19 protein-coding genes and 1 pseudogene are annotated in these 12,718 nt (G+C 68.1%); all 20 read left to right on the top strand.

From position 1 onward, the window contains the following. Positions 1-28: 28 nt before the first annotated feature. Positions 29-364: a hypothetical protein gene (locus ACQP1P_RS44265; RefSeq protein WP_433080822.1), complete on the top strand. Its 336-nt coding sequence runs from the start codon at positions 29-31 to the stop codon at positions 362-364. Next, positions 365-880, top strand: coding sequence for a hypothetical protein (locus ACQP1P_RS44260; RefSeq protein WP_433080820.1), 516 nt, complete (start codon positions 365-367; stop codon positions 878-880). It abuts the gene before it with no gap. A gap of 335 nt (positions 881-1,215) precedes the next feature. Beyond that, entirely contained in the window at positions 1,216-1,590 is a 375-nt protein-coding gene (gene rpsL / locus ACQP1P_RS44255) for a 30S ribosomal protein S12 (protein ID WP_033357671.1), read from the top strand. A 1-nt stretch (position 1,591) separates the two neighbouring features. Further along, a complete protein-coding gene (gene rpsG / locus ACQP1P_RS44250) occupies positions 1,592-2,062 on the top strand; it encodes a 30S ribosomal protein S7 (RefSeq protein ID WP_190249390.1) in 471 nt (156 codons plus the stop codon). 46 nt (positions 2,063-2,108) lie between these two features. Further along, entirely contained in the window at positions 2,109-4,208 is a 2,100-nt protein-coding gene (gene fusA / locus ACQP1P_RS44245; protein WP_433080818.1) for an elongation factor G, read from the top strand. A gap of 148 nt (positions 4,209-4,356) precedes the next feature. Then, the gene (tuf, locus tag ACQP1P_RS44240) at positions 4,357-5,550 is read left to right on the top strand and encodes an elongation factor Tu (RefSeq protein ID WP_433080816.1); all 1,194 of its coding nucleotides are present in this window, start codon (positions 4,357-4,359) and stop codon (positions 5,548-5,550) included. 324 nt (positions 5,551-5,874) lie between these two features. Continuing rightward, positions 5,875-6,183: a 30S ribosomal protein S10 gene (gene rpsJ, locus ACQP1P_RS44235; protein ID WP_018347762.1), complete on the top strand. Its 309-nt coding sequence runs from the start codon at positions 5,875-5,877 to the stop codon at positions 6,181-6,183. Positions 6,184-6,195: 12 nt separating this feature from the next. Further along, positions 6,196-6,867 (top strand): 50S ribosomal protein L3, encoded by a 672-nt coding sequence (gene rplC / locus ACQP1P_RS44230; protein ID WP_433080814.1) that lies wholly within the window; start codon positions 6,196-6,198, stop codon positions 6,865-6,867. Continuing rightward, complete coding sequence (gene rplD / locus ACQP1P_RS44225) at positions 6,864-7,532, top strand: 50S ribosomal protein L4 (RefSeq protein WP_433080812.1); 669 nt, start codon at positions 6,864-6,866, stop codon at positions 7,530-7,532. Before rplC ends, rplD begins: the two co-directional genes overlap by 4 nt. Before the next feature lie 3 nt (positions 7,533-7,535). Then, positions 7,536-7,838, top strand: coding sequence for a 50S ribosomal protein L23 (gene rplW, locus ACQP1P_RS44220; RefSeq protein WP_033357665.1), 303 nt, complete (start codon positions 7,536-7,538; stop codon positions 7,836-7,838). Between the two features lie 12 nt (positions 7,839-7,850). After that, positions 7,851-8,690 (top strand): 50S ribosomal protein L2, encoded by an 840-nt coding sequence (gene rplB, locus ACQP1P_RS44215; RefSeq protein ID WP_433080810.1) that lies wholly within the window; start codon positions 7,851-7,853, stop codon positions 8,688-8,690. Positions 8,691-8,702: 12 nt separating this feature from the next. Further along, positions 8,703-8,984 (top strand): 30S ribosomal protein S19, encoded by a 282-nt coding sequence (gene rpsS, locus ACQP1P_RS44210; protein ID WP_190249384.1) that lies wholly within the window; start codon positions 8,703-8,705, stop codon positions 8,982-8,984. A 31-nt stretch (positions 8,985-9,015) separates the two neighbouring features. Continuing rightward, positions 9,016-9,465, top strand: a pseudogene (gene rplV, locus ACQP1P_RS44205) (50S ribosomal protein L22); the annotation flags it as partial. Between the two features lie 98 nt (positions 9,466-9,563). Continuing rightward, positions 9,564-10,421: a 30S ribosomal protein S3 gene (rpsC, locus tag ACQP1P_RS44200; RefSeq protein ID WP_433080808.1), complete on the top strand. Its 858-nt coding sequence runs from the start codon at positions 9,564-9,566 to the stop codon at positions 10,419-10,421. Between the two features lie 3 nt (positions 10,422-10,424). Beyond that, positions 10,425-10,850 (top strand): 50S ribosomal protein L16, encoded by a 426-nt coding sequence (gene rplP / locus ACQP1P_RS44195; RefSeq protein ID WP_190249381.1) that lies wholly within the window; start codon positions 10,425-10,427, stop codon positions 10,848-10,850. Continuing rightward, positions 10,850-11,089, top strand: coding sequence for a 50S ribosomal protein L29 (gene rpmC / locus ACQP1P_RS44190; protein ID WP_363340530.1), 240 nt, complete (start codon positions 10,850-10,852; stop codon positions 11,087-11,089). Before rplP ends, rpmC begins: the two co-directional genes overlap by 1 nt. A gap of 2 nt (positions 11,090-11,091) precedes the next feature. Continuing rightward, positions 11,092-11,376, top strand: a complete 285-nt coding sequence (gene rpsQ, locus ACQP1P_RS44185; protein WP_344615991.1) for a 30S ribosomal protein S17 — start codon at positions 11,092-11,094, stop codon at positions 11,374-11,376. A gap of 87 nt (positions 11,377-11,463) precedes the next feature. Continuing rightward, positions 11,464-11,832 (top strand): 50S ribosomal protein L14, encoded by a 369-nt coding sequence (gene rplN / locus ACQP1P_RS44180; protein WP_033357657.1) that lies wholly within the window; start codon positions 11,464-11,466, stop codon positions 11,830-11,832. Positions 11,833-11,834: 2 nt separating this feature from the next. Next, positions 11,835-12,149 carry a 50S ribosomal protein L24 gene (gene rplX / locus ACQP1P_RS44175; RefSeq protein WP_350611878.1) on the top strand — a complete coding sequence of 105 codons (315 nt, stop codon included), beginning with the start codon at positions 11,835-11,837 and terminating at the stop codon, positions 12,147-12,149. Further along, positions 12,149-12,712 (top strand): 50S ribosomal protein L5, encoded by a 564-nt coding sequence (gene rplE / locus ACQP1P_RS44170; protein WP_350611879.1) that lies wholly within the window; start codon positions 12,149-12,151, stop codon positions 12,710-12,712. Before rplX ends, rplE begins: the two co-directional genes overlap by 1 nt. The last annotated feature ends 6 nt before the right edge of the window (positions 12,713-12,718 follow it).

Below are 12,718 nucleotides of genomic sequence, written 5' to 3'. Positions count from 1 at the left end.
TTCGCCGTTCACCGGATAGAGTCGTCTGGTGACGTCATCCACCCGGCATCCGCTGGATCCGGATCCCGTTCGGGCGACCAAGGCCACCGCCGTGTTCGGGCTTGGCCTGCTCTCCGTCGTCACGGGCCCGTTCCTCGGTGGGGTGATTCCGGCGACGCTGGCGCTGCTCATGGCCCGCGAGTCGCACAAGGAGCTGGTCGCCGCCGACGGCTTCCTGCTCGGCGCCCGGCGGTTGCGCAACGGCGTGCGGCTGGCCTGGACCGGGATCGTGCTCGCCATCGCCGGCCTCGTCGTGCTGGCGATCGTCGGCCTGCTGCACTACGCGCGGCAGCGCGGCACCGACTTCGACCCGACGGTGAACTAGATGTCCAACCCGCCGTATCAGCCGCAGCCACCCGCCTACGGCCCGCCACCCGGCTACGGCCCGCCACCCGGCTACGGCCCGCCGCCGGGCTACGCGCCGCCCCCGCTCCCGCCGTCGCCCGCGCTGACGCCCGCCATGCGCGTCGACGTCATCCAGGGCACGCAGTTCGGTGTCGCCTACCCGGCCGCGCCGACCTCGCCGAGCGGTCCGTCCATCGGCTCCCTGGTCGCGGGCATCGCCTCGATCCTGGTCGCGCTGTTCGCGCTCTGCCTCGGCGCCACCGGCGCGTCCGAGGGCTGGGGCCTCGCCGCCGCGGGCGCGTTCACCGTCCTGGGTATCTTTCTCGGCGCCGGGGCGGCCGGCCTGGGCCTCGCCGGCACCCGCCAGATCCGCAAGGCCGCCGGAGCCGGCGCCGCGGTGAGCGGGCGGGGCATGGCCATCACCGGCATCGTGCTCGGCTGCACGGGCGGCGGCCTGGCGATGTTCGTCATTCTGCTCACCTTCCTGCTCAGCTGAGCGGGGAAAACGAGCCCCCCGGACGTCTCGATCGGCGACCAGGTACTCTTGGTGTGAAGAGTGTTCCGTCGGCGGACGTGCCGGGCGATTTTGACCAGCGTCCTTACGGTGGGTACTCTTTCCCCTCGTGCCCGGCTTTGCTGGGCAACTCGTGCGTGCGCCCACATCGCCCGCTCCGCGGGAGTGAGGGTGGGTGCGGACCACAACCCCGGGCTGGGATCAAACGGGCCGGGTCCGCGGAACTGGCGACACGCCCGACCGCGGGTGCCGGTCTACGCCGGGCAGACAGAAGAGAAGACGTTGCGGCCGCGAGGCCGAAGGGAGAGGCAGGCCCAGTGCCTACGATCCAGCAGCTGGTCCGCAAGGGCCGCCAGGCGAAGCTGAGCAAGACGAAGACGCCGGCGCTCAAGGGAAGCCCGCAGCGGCGGGGCGTCTGCACGCGTGTGTACACGACCACGCCGAAGAAGCCCAACTCGGCGCTGCGCAAGGTGGCCCGCGTGCGGCTGAGCAACGGCATCGAGGTGACGGCCTACATCCCCGGTGTCGGTCACAACCTTCAGGAGCACTCGATCGTGCTGGTCCGTGGCGGCCGTGTGAAGGACCTCCCCGGCGTCCGGTACAAGATCATCCGCGGTTCGCTGGACACCCAGGGCGTTCGCAACCGCAAGCAGGCTCGCAGCCGTTACGGCGCGAAGAAGGAGAAGAGCTGACATGCCGCGTAAAGGCCCCGCGCCGCGCCGGCCGCTCGTGGCGGACCCGGTCTACAACTCCCTGCTCGTGACCCAGCTGATCAACAAGATCCTGGTCGAGGGCAAGCGCCAGCTCGCCGAGCGCATCGTCTACAGCGCTCTCGAGGGTGCTCGTGAGAAGACCGGCACCGACCCGGTGGTGACGCTCAAGCGCGCGATGGACAACGTGAAGCCGACCCTCGAGGTCCGCAGCCGCCGTGTCGGTGGCGCGACCTACCAGGTGCCGGTCGAGGTCCGCCCGCCCCGGGCGACGACGTTGGGCCTGCGCTGGCTGGTCACCTACTCCCGCGCCCGCCGCGAGAAGACCATGGTCGAGCGGCTCATGAACGAGCTGCTGGACGCGAGCAACGGTCTCGGTGCTTCCGTGAAGCGCCGCGAAGACACGCACAAGATGGCGGAGTCCAACAAGGCCTTCGCGCACTACCGCTGGTAAGCGACGCTTCCCCAGCATCCGACGAGAGACGAAGTAGGGATTTGTAGTGGCTGCCGCAGACGCCGCCCTCGCCAAGGTCCGCAACATCGGCATCATGGCGCACATCGACGCCGGTAAGACGACGACGACCGAGCGCATCCTCTTCTACACCGGCATCACGTACAAGATCGGCGAGGTCCACGAGGGCGCGGCGGTCATGGACTGGATGGAGCAGGAGCAGGAGCGCGGCATCACCATCACCTCCGCCGCCACGAAGTGCGAGTGGAAGGGCCACACGATCCAGATCATCGACACGCCCGGCCACGTCGACTTCACGGTCGAGGTCGAGCGGTCGCTGCGCGTCCTCGACGGCGCGGTGGCGGTCTACGACGGCGTCGCCGGCGTGGAGCCGCAGACCGAGAACGTCTGGCGGCAGGCGGACAAGTACAACGTCCCGCGTATGTGCTTCGTCAACAAGCTGGACCGCACCGGTGCCGACTTCTTCCGCTGCGTGCAGATGATGGTCGACCGGCTCAACGCCACCCCGCTGGTGCTGCAGATCCCGATCGGCCTCGAGGGCGACCACATCGGCGTCGTCGACCTGCTGGAGATGCGCGCGCTGACCTGGCGCGGCGAGACCCAGAAGGGCGAGGACTACGCCATCGAGGAGATCCCGGAGAACCTGGTCGAGCAGGCCAACGAATACCGGGACAAGCTCCTCGAGACGCTCGCCGAGACCGACGACGAGATCATGGTCCGCTACCTCGACGGCGACTCGTTCGACGTCAAGGAGCTCAAGGCCGCGATCCGCAAGGCCACCATCGCCGGCAAGCTCAACCCGGTCGTGTGTGGCTCGGCGTTCAAGAACAAGGGCGTTCAGCCCATGCTCGACGCCGTCGTGGAGTTCCTGCCCTCCCCGCTGGACATCCCGGCCATCGAGGGCATCGCGACGGACGGCGAGACGCCGCTGCTGCGCAAGCCGTCGACCAGCGAGCCGTTCTCGGGCCTGGCGTTCAAGATCCAGACCGACAAGCACCTCGGCAAGCTCACCTACGTGCGCATCTACTCCGGCACGCTCGACTCCGGCACCCAGGTGGTCAACTCCACCAAGGACCGCAAGGAGCGGATCGGCAAGATCTACCAGATGCACGCGAACAAGCGTGAGGAGCGCAGCAGCGCCGGTGCCGGCGACATCATCGCCGTGCAGGGTCTCAAGCAGACCACCACCGGTGACACGCTGTGCGACCCGGCGAACCCGGTCATCCTCGAGTCGATGACCTTCCCGGAGCCGGTCATCGAGGTGGCCATCGAGCCCAAGACGAAGGCCGACCAGGAGAAGCTGGGCACCGCCATTCAGCGCCTGGCCGAGGAGGACCCGACCTTCCGCGTCAAGAACGACGAGGAGACCGGGCAGACGGTCATCGCCGGCATGGGCGAGCTGCACCTCGACATCCTCGTCGACCGCATGCGGCGCGAGTTCAACGTCGAGGCGAACATCGGCAAGCCGCAGGTGGCGTACCGCGAGACGATCAAGTCGGTCGCGGAGAAGGTCGAGTACACCCACAAGAAGCAGACGGGTGGCTCCGGCCAGTACGCGCGCGTGATCATCAAGCTCGAGCCGCTGGAGACCAGCGCCGACGGCCCCACGTACGAGTTCGTCAACGCGGTCACCGGTGGTCGCATCCCGAAGGAGTTCATCCCTTCGGTCGACGCCGGTGCGCAGGACGCGATGCAGTACGGCGTGCTGGCGGGCTTCCCGCTCGTCGGCATCAAGCTCACGCTGCTCGACGGGCAGTACCACGAGGTCGACTCCTCCGAGATGGCGTTCAAGATCGCCGGCTCGATGGTGCTCAAGGACGCGGCTCGCCGCGCCAACCCCGTGCTGCTCGAGCCGCTCATGGCGGTGGAGGTGACGACGCCCGAGGAGAACATGGGCGACGTCATCGGCGACCTCAACTCCCGGCGTGGCACCATCCAGGCGATGGAGGAGCGTGGCGGCGCCCGTGTCGTCCGCGCCACCGTGCCGTTGTCGGAGATGTTCGGCTACGTCGGCGACCTGCGGTCGAAGACGCAGGGCCGGGCGAGCTACTCGATGCAGTTCGACTCCTACGCCGAGGTTCCCGCGAACGTGGCGAAGGAAATCATCGCGAAGGCGACCGGGGAGTAAGCACCCCGGTAGTTTGGCCGTGAGGCTGTGTCAGCGGGGCTGAGTCGGATTCCTGCCAGTCGGGGCCAGCCAGACCCAAGTCGACAGGGTGCGTCGGCGCTTCCAGCGTCGGCGCACCGTGAACCAAGAAGTCCACAGGAGGACACCAGTGGCGAAGGCGAAGTTCGAGCGGACTAAGCCGCACGTCAACATCGGCACCATCGGTCACATCGACCACGGTAAGACGACGCTGACGGCGGCCATTACCAAGGTGCTGCACGACGAGTTCCCGGACCTGAACCCCTACACGCCGTTCGACGAGATCGACAAGGCGCCGGAGGAGAAGGCCCGTGGTATCACGATCTCCATCGCGCACGTCGAGTACCAGACGGCGAACCGGCACTACGCGCACGTCGACTGCCCGGGTCACGCCGACTACATCAAGAACATGATCACCGGTGCCGCGCAGATGGACGGCGCGATCCTGGTGGTGGCCGCGACCGACGGTCCGATGCCGCAGACCCGCGAGCACGTGCTGCTGGCCCGCCAGGTCGGTGTGCCGTACATCGTCGTGGCGCTCAACAAGAGCGACATGGTCGAGGACGAGGAGCTCCTGGAGCTCGTCGAGCTCGAGGTTCGCGAGCTGCTGTCGAGCCAGGAGTTCCCGGGCGACGACGCGCCGGTCGTGCGCGTTTCGGCGCTCAAGGCGCTCGAGGGCGACAGCCAGTGGACCGGCGCGCTCATGGAGCTGATGAACGCGGTCGACACCGCGATCCCGCAGCCCGAGCGTGAGACCGAGAAGCCGTTCCTCATGCCCGTCGAGGACGTCTTCACGATCACCGGTCGTGGCACGGTCGTCACCGGCCGTGTCGAGCGTGGCATCCTCAAGCCGAACGAGGAGGTCGAGATCGTTGGCATCAAGGCCAAGTCGATGAAGACCACCTGCACGGCGATCGAGATGTTCCGCAAGATCCTCGACGAGGCGCGTGCCGGCGAGAACGTCGGTCTGCTCCTGCGTGGTATCAAGCGCGAGGACGTCGAGCGCGGCATGGTCGTGGTGAAGCCGGGCAGCAACACCCCGCACACCGAGTTCGAGGCGACCGTCTACATCCTCTCCAAGGAGGAGGGTGGCCGGCACACCCCGTTCTTCCAGAACTACCGGCCGCAGTTCTACTTCCGTACCACGGACGTCACCGGCGTCGTCACGCTGCCCGAGGGCACCGAGATGGTCATGCCGGGCGACAACACCAGCATGTCGGTGCAGCTCATCCAGCCCATCGCGATGGAGGAGAACCTCCGCTTCGCGATCCGCGAGGGTGGCCGTACCGTCGGCGCCGGCCGCGTGACGAAGATCATCAAGTAACACCTGGAGGTACCCCGATTTCACTTTGCCGCAGTACGTGCGGCATAATGGTCGGGTTGCGTCGTGGGGCGGTCGAGACTGCTCAATGAGAAGTCTCGACCGCTTCTGCGCGGCGTCGGTCCAGTGACTGGCGCGGATCCCCTCGACTGGGCGTGGCACGCCCTGGGGTAGGTCTCCACAGCGGAAACGGTCTGCGGCGGAGCCTGGCCCTTGGCCGCGACACGCCCGACCGCGGGGGTCGGACAAACACATTAGGCGGCACCGGACCCTGCGGGGTTTGGCGGGGCTGCGAGGCCCCGCATGAGAGAGGGAACTGAAGCCACCATGGCGGGACAGAAGATCCGCATCCGGCTCAAGGCCTACGACCACGAGGTCGTCGACTCCTCGGCGCGGAAGATCGTCGAGACGGTCACGCGCACCGGGGCTCAGGTCGCTGGGCCGGTGCCGCTGCCCACTGAGATCAACCGCTACTGCGTGATCCGCTCGCCGCACAAGTACAAGGACTCGCGCGAGCACTTCGAGATGCGCACGCACAAGCGTCTGATCGACATCATCGACCCCACCCCGAAGACGGTCGACTCGCTCATGCGTCTCGACCTTCCGGCCGGCGTCGACATCGAGATCAAGCTGTAGGGACTCGGACTTATGGACAGGCAAGTCAAGGGCATCCTGGGTGAGAAGCTCGGCATGACCCAGGTCTGGGACAACGGCAAGGTTGTCCCCGTGACCGTGGTGCAGGCCGGCCCGTGCGTCGTGACCCAGGTGCGCACGCCCGACAACGACGGCTACTCGGCGGTCCAGCTCGCGTGGGGCCAGATCGACCCGCGCAAGGTCAACAAGCCGCGCGCCGGCCACTTCGCCAAGGCGGATGTCGCGCCGCGCCGGCACGTCGTCGAGCTGCGCACCACCGACGCGGGCGACTACTCGCTCGGCCAGGAGATCAACGCCGACACCTTCGCCGCCGGCCAGCGCATCGACGTGACGGGCCGCACCAAGGGCAAGGGCTACGCCGGTGTCATGAAGCGGCACGGCTTCCACGGCCTGCGGGCCAGCCACGGTGTCGAGCGCAAGCACCGCTCGCCCGGTTCCATCGGCGCCTGCGCGACCCCCGGTCGCGTCTTCAAGGGCGTGCGGATGGCCGGTCGCATGGGTGGCGCGCGCTTCACCGTGCAGAACCTCACGGTGCAGGCGGTCGACGCCGAGCAGGGCCTGATCCTGGTCCGCGGCGCCGTCCCCGGCCCGAAGGGCAGCCTGGTCCTGCTGCGCAGCGCGGCCAAGGTCGAGGCGAAGGCGCAGAAGGGCGGGATCACCCGATGACGACCGTCGACGTTCGCAAGGCCGACGGCAGCACCAACGGCTCCGTCGAGCTCCCCGACGACATCTTCGACGCCCAGGCCAGCATCCCGCTGATGCACCAGGTCGTCGTCGCCCAGCTGAACGCGGCCCGCCAGGGCACGCACAAGGCGAAGTCCCGCGGCGAGGTCGCCGGCGGTGGCAAGAAGCCTTACAAGCAGAAGGGCACCGGCCGCGCCCGTCAGGGCTCGATCCGCGCGCCGCAGTTCACCGGTGGTGGCGTGGTCCACGGCCCCGTGCCGCGCGACTACTCCCAGCGGGTGAACAAGAAGATGAAGGCCGCCGCCCTGCGCGGTGCGCTGTCGGACCGCGCCCGCGAGGGTCGCATCCACGTCGTCGAGACCTTCATCGAGGGCGAGACGCCGAAGACCAAGGACGCGCTGGTCGTGCTGCGCGGCATCACCGAGGCCCGCCGGGTCCTGGTGGTCCTCGCCCGCGACGACGAGGCGAACTGGCTCAGCCTGCGCAACGAGCAGTCGGTGCACCTGCTGGTGGCCGACCAGCTCAACACCCACGACGTGCTCGTGGCCGACGACGTGGTGTTCACCACCGCGGCGCTGGACGAGTTCCTCGGGGTTCCGGCCGAGTCGAGCGCGAGCGCCGACGCCGACAGCAACGAGGAGGGCTGAGCCATGGCGACGATCGCAGACCCGCGGGACGTGATCATCCAGCCGGTGGTCTCGGAGAAGAGCTACAGCGAGCTCAACCGCAACTGGTACACGTTCCTGGTGCACCCGGACGCCAACAAGACCGAGATCAAGATCGCGATCCAGCAGATCTTCAACGTCCGCGTCCTGTCGGTCAACACCATCAATCGCGAAGGCAAGCGCAAGCGCACCCGCACGGGTTGGGGCAAGCGCAAGGACACGAAGCGGGCGATGGTGAAGCTCGCCGAGGGTGACCGGATCGAAGCCTTCGGCGGACCGGTCAGCTGAGGGGTATAGACGATGGCTATTCGTAAGTACAAGCCGACGACGCCCGGTCGTCGTGGTTCGAGCGTTGCCGACTTCGCCGAGATCACCCGATCGACGCCGGAGAAGTCGCTGCTCGTGCCGCTGCCGAACAAGGGCGGCCGCAACGTGCACGGGCGGGTCACCGCTCGGCACCAGGGTGGCGGGCACAAGCGCCAGTACCGGTTGATCGACTTCCGGCGTGCGGACAAGGACGGGATTCCCGCCAAGGTCGCGCACATCGAGTACGACCCCAACCGCACCGCGCGCATCGCCCTGCTGCACTACGCCGACGGCGAGAAGCGCTACATCATCGCCCCGAAGGACCTCAAGCAGGGCGACGCGGTCGAGGCTGGTGCCGGCGCGGACATCAAGCCGGGCAACAACCTGCCGCTGCGCAACATCCCGGTCGGTACCACCGTCCACGCGGTGGAGCTGCGCCCGGGCGGCGGTGCCAAGCTGGCCCGCTCGGCCGGCGTCGGCATCCAGCTGCTGGGCCGCGAGGAGCAGTACGCCACGCTGCGTATGCCCTCGGGTGAGATCCGGCGCGTCGACGTGCACTGCCGTGCGACCGTGGGCGAGATCGGCAACGCCGACCAGTCGAACATCAACTGGGGCAAGGCCGGCCGCATGCGGTGGAAGGGCAAGCGCCCGACCGTTCGTGGTGTCGCGATGAACCCGATCGACCACCCGCACGGTGGTGGTGAGGGTAAGACCTCGGGTGGTCGCCACCCGGTCAACCCGAAGGGCAAGCCGGAGGGCCGCACGCGGCGCAAGGGCCAGCCGAGCGACCGTCTCATCGTCCGTCGGCGTTACGCCACCCGGAAGCGCGGCTAAGGAGCCTGAGCAATGCCTCGCAGCCTGAAGAAGGGCCCGTTCGTTGACGACCACCTGATCAAGAAGGTGGAAGTCCAGAACGCCAAGAACTCCAAGAACGTCATCAAGACCTGGTCGCGCCGGTCGACGATCGTCCCCGAGATGCTCGGCCACACGATCGCCGTCCACGACGGGCGCAAGCACGTGCCCGTCTTCGTGACCGAGGCGATGGTCGGGCACAAGCTCGGCGAGTTCGCGCTGACCCGCACGTTCAAGGGTCACGAGAAGGACGACCGGAAGAGCCGCCGCCGCTAAGGCAGCCGATAGGAATCAAGGGGATTTCCCGATGCCAACGAAGAGCGAGGCGGCGCTGCCCGGTGCGCGGGCGATCGCGCGGCACGTGCGCGTGTCGCCGATGAAGGCGCGCCGTGTGGTGAACCTTGTGCGCGGCCTTCCCGCGCGCGAGGCGCTCACGGTGCTGCAGTTCGCGCCGCAGTCGGCGAGCGAGCCGGTCTACAAGGTTCTGGCCAGCGCCATCGCCAACGCAGAGAACAACGAGCGCCTCGACCCGGATTCGCTCCTGGTCGCCGAGTGCTATGTCGACGAGGGCCCGACGCTCAAGCGGTTCCGGCCGCGGGCGCAGGGCCGGGCCTACCGGATCCGCAAGCGCACGAGCCACATCACGATCGTGGTCGAGAGCGTCCCGGCCGCCCAGGCCCGCGCGGCGAAGGCCGGCGTGGCCAAGGCGACCAAGGCCGCGAAGGCCGTGACGCCGGAGACGGACGAGGGCGACGAGGTCGAGTCGCGGCCCGCGAAGAAGGCGGCCGCGAAGAAGGCCCCGGCCAAGCAGGCCGGAACACAGGCCGGTTCCAAGGCCGAGGAAGGGACCGAGTAATGGGTCAGAAGGTTCACCCGCACGGGTTCCGGCTCGGCATCAGTACCGACTGGAAGTCGCGCTGGTACGCCGACAAGCTCTACAAGGACTACATCGCGGAGGACGTCAAGATCCGCCGGATGATGTCCAAGGGCCTGGAGCGGGCCGGCATCGCCAAGGTCGACATCGAGCGCACCCGCGACCGGGTCCGCGTGGACATCCACACGGCCCGCCCGGGCATCGTGATCGGCCGCAAGGGCGCCGAGGCGGACCGCATCCGCGCGGAGCTCGAGAAGCTGACCGGCAAGCAGGTGCAGCTCAACATCCTCGAGGTGAAGAGCCCCGAGTCGGACGCCCAGCTCGTCGCGCAGGCCGTGGCCGAGCAGCTGTCCAGCCGGGTCAGCTTCCGCCGCGCGATGCGCAAGTCGATGCAGTCGGCGATGAAGAACCCGCTCGTGCGCGGGATTCGGGTGCAGGTCTCCGGTCGCCTCGGTGGCGCCGAGATGAGCCGCACCGAGTTCTACCGCGAGGGTCGCGTGCCGCTGCACTCGCTGCGCGCGAACATCGAGTACGGCTTCTTCGAGGCGCGTACGACCTTCGGCCGCATCGGCGTGAAGGTCTGGATCTACAAGGGCGACGCCGTTCCGGGTCGCGAGGCGCCGGCCGAGACCGCGCCCCCGCGTGGTCGTCGTGAGCGTGCGGACCGGCCCGAGCGGCCGCGTCGTGGACGTTCCGGCTCGTCCGGTACGACCGCCGGTGGCACCGAGGCCGGCCGCGCCGCGGCCGCCGCGCACGCCGCCGAGGCCGCCGCGACCGAGAGCGCACCCGCCGCCGAGGCGGCCGCTCCGGCTCCGGCAGAGACGCAGCAGGAGGGCTGACGAATGCTGATTCCTCGTAAGCCCCCGAAGGGCTTCCGCAAGCCGCACCACCCGGACCGGCACGGCCCGGCCAAGGGTGGCACGCGCGTGGTCTTCGGTGAGTTCGGTATTCAGGCTCTCGAGCCCGCGTACATCACGAACCGCCAGATCGAGGCGGCCCGTATCGCCATGACCCGGCACATCCGTCGTGGTGGCAAGGTCTGGATCACGATCTTCCCGGACCGCTCCATCACCAAGAAGCCGGCCGAGACCCGCATGGGTTCCGGTAAGGGTTCGCCGGAGTGGTGGGTGGCCAACATCAAGCCGGGCCGGATCCTCTTCGAGATGTCGTTCCCGAACGAGCAGATCGCCCGGGAAGCAATGCGCCGCGCGATCCACAAGCTTCCGCTGAAGTGCCGGATCGTCACGCGCGAAGGGGCTGATGTGTGATGGCCGCCGGTATCAAGGCGACCGAGCTGCGTGAGCTGTCCGACGAGAGCCTGGTCGAGAAGCTGCGGGAAGCCAAGGCGGAGCTGTTCAACCTCCGCGTGCAGTCGGCCACCGGCCAGCTGGACAACCACGGGCGCCTGCAGATCATCCGCAGGGACATCGCCCGGATCTACACGATCATGCGCGAGCGCGAGCTGGGTCTTTCGGCCGCGCCCGACGCTGTGGCTGAGGTGGCATGAGCATGAGCGAGCAGACGACCGAGTCGGGCACCGAGGTGCGCGGCCGCCGCAAGGTCCGCGAGGGCCTCGTGGTCAGCGACAAGATGAACAAGACCGTCGTCGTGGCGGTCGAGGACCAGGTCAAGCACCCGCTGTACGGCAAGGTCATGCGCCGCACCAGCAAGCTGAAGGCGCACGACGAGCAGAACGCTTGCGGCGTCGGTGACCGGGTGCTGCTCATGGAGACCCGCCCCCTGTCGGCGACCAAGCGCTGGCGGGTCGTGGAGATCCTCGAAAAGGCCAAGTAAGGCCGTCGTTCCGCCAAGCTCGGCGCCGGGCTCCCAGGATCGCCTAGGGACCCGGCGCCGAGAACTGGCAGACATTAGGAGACAAGCGTGATTCAGCAGGAGTCGCGGCTGCGCGTCGCCGACAACACGGGAGCCCGGGAAATCCTGTGCATCCGTGTGCTCGGTGGCTCCGGCCGCCGCTATGCAGGTATCGGCGACATCATCGTGGCCACGGTGAAGGACGCCATTCCGGGCGCCGGCGTGAAGAAGGGTGACGTGGTCAAGGCCGTCGTCGTCCGCACCACGAAGGAGCGGCGCCGGCCGGACGGCTCGTACATCCGCTTCGACGAGAACGCCGCCGTGATCATCAAGGACGGTGGCGACCCGCGCGGTACCCGCATCTTCGGCCCGGTCGGCCGTGAGCTGCGGGACAAGCGTTTCATGAAGATCATCTCGCTCGCGCCGGAGGTGTTGTAGCCGTGAAGGTCAAGAAGGGCGACACCGTCCTGGTCATCGCCGGCAAGGACAAGGGTTCCCGCGGCAAGGTTCTCGCCGCGCTGCCCCGCGAGGACAAGGTCGTCGTGGAGGGCGTCAACCGGGTCAAGAAGCACACCCGCATCCGCACCACCCAGCGGGGCTCGAAGACCGGCGGCATCGTGACGCAGGAAGCCCCTATCCACATCTCGAACGTGATGGTGATCGACTCGGACGGCAACGCCACCCGGGTCGGCTCCCGCGAGGACGAGAACGGCGTGAAGACCCGCGTGTCCCGTCGTTCCGGTAAGGAACTGTGATGACGACGGTCGAGAAGGTGAACCCGCGCCTCAAGCAGCGCTACCGCGACGAGATCGCCGGCGCGCTGCAGGAGCAGTTCAAGTACGCCAACGTCATGCAGATCCCGGGCGTGGTGAAGGTCGTCGTGAACATGGGTGTCGGCGAGGCCGCTCGCGACTCCAAGCTCATCGACGGCGCGGTGCGCGACCTGGCCACCATCACCGGTCAGAAGCCGCAGGTCCGGCGGGCGACCAAGTCGATCGCGCAGTTCAAGCTCCGTGAGGGCATGCCGATCGGTGCCAAGGTCACCCTGCGCAACGACCGCATGTGGGAGTTCCTGGATCGGCTGCTGTCGATCGCGCTGCCGCGTATCCGTGACTTCCGCGGTCTCGACGGGCGCAAGCTCGACGGCAACGGCAACTACACGTTCGGTCTCACCGAGCAGTCGGTGTTCCACGAGATCGACCAGGACCGCATCGACCGGCCGCGAGGGATGGACATCACCGTGGTCACCACCGCCCGCACGGACGAGGAAGGTCGCGCGCTGCTCAAGCTGCTCGGCTTCCCCTTCCGTGAGAACTAGGGAGAA

The organism is Dactylosporangium sp. CA-052675 (assembly GCF_050947935.1).
In the GTDB taxonomy this organism is placed as follows: domain Bacteria; phylum Actinomycetota; class Actinomycetes; order Mycobacteriales; family Micromonosporaceae; genus Dactylosporangium.
The sequence above is the reverse complement of the archived record's forward strand: the minus strand, read 5'-3'. Positions and strand labels throughout refer to the sequence as shown.

Coding starts and splice junctions, on each gene's coding strand:
- ACQP1P_RS44260 (WP_433080820.1), top strand. CDS start 365: ATGTCCAACCCGCCGTATCAGCCGCAGCCACCCGCCTACGGCCCGCCA.
- rpsG (WP_190249390.1), top strand. CDS start 1,592: ATGCCGCGTAAAGGCCCCGCGCCGCGCCGGCCGCTCGTGGCGGACCCG.
- rpsJ (WP_018347762.1), top strand. CDS start 5,875: ATGGCGGGACAGAAGATCCGCATCCGGCTCAAGGCCTACGACCACGAG.
- rplC (WP_433080814.1), top strand. CDS start 6,196: ATGGACAGGCAAGTCAAGGGCATCCTGGGTGAGAAGCTCGGCATGACC.
- rplD (WP_433080812.1), top strand. CDS start 6,864: ATGACGACCGTCGACGTTCGCAAGGCCGACGGCAGCACCAACGGCTCC.
- rplW (WP_033357665.1), top strand. CDS start 7,536: ATGGCGACGATCGCAGACCCGCGGGACGTGATCATCCAGCCGGTGGTC.
- rplB (WP_433080810.1), top strand. CDS start 7,851: ATGGCTATTCGTAAGTACAAGCCGACGACGCCCGGTCGTCGTGGTTCG.
- rpsS (WP_190249384.1), top strand. CDS start 8,703: ATGCCTCGCAGCCTGAAGAAGGGCCCGTTCGTTGACGACCACCTGATC.
- rpsC (WP_433080808.1), top strand. CDS start 9,564: ATGGGTCAGAAGGTTCACCCGCACGGGTTCCGGCTCGGCATCAGTACC.
- rplP (WP_190249381.1), top strand. CDS start 10,425: ATGCTGATTCCTCGTAAGCCCCCGAAGGGCTTCCGCAAGCCGCACCAC.
- rpmC (WP_363340530.1), top strand. CDS start 10,850: ATGGCCGCCGGTATCAAGGCGACCGAGCTGCGTGAGCTGTCCGACGAG.
- rpsQ (WP_344615991.1), top strand. CDS start 11,092: ATGAGCGAGCAGACGACCGAGTCGGGCACCGAGGTGCGCGGCCGCCGC.
- rplE (WP_350611879.1), top strand. CDS start 12,149: ATGACGACGGTCGAGAAGGTGAACCCGCGCCTCAAGCAGCGCTACCGC.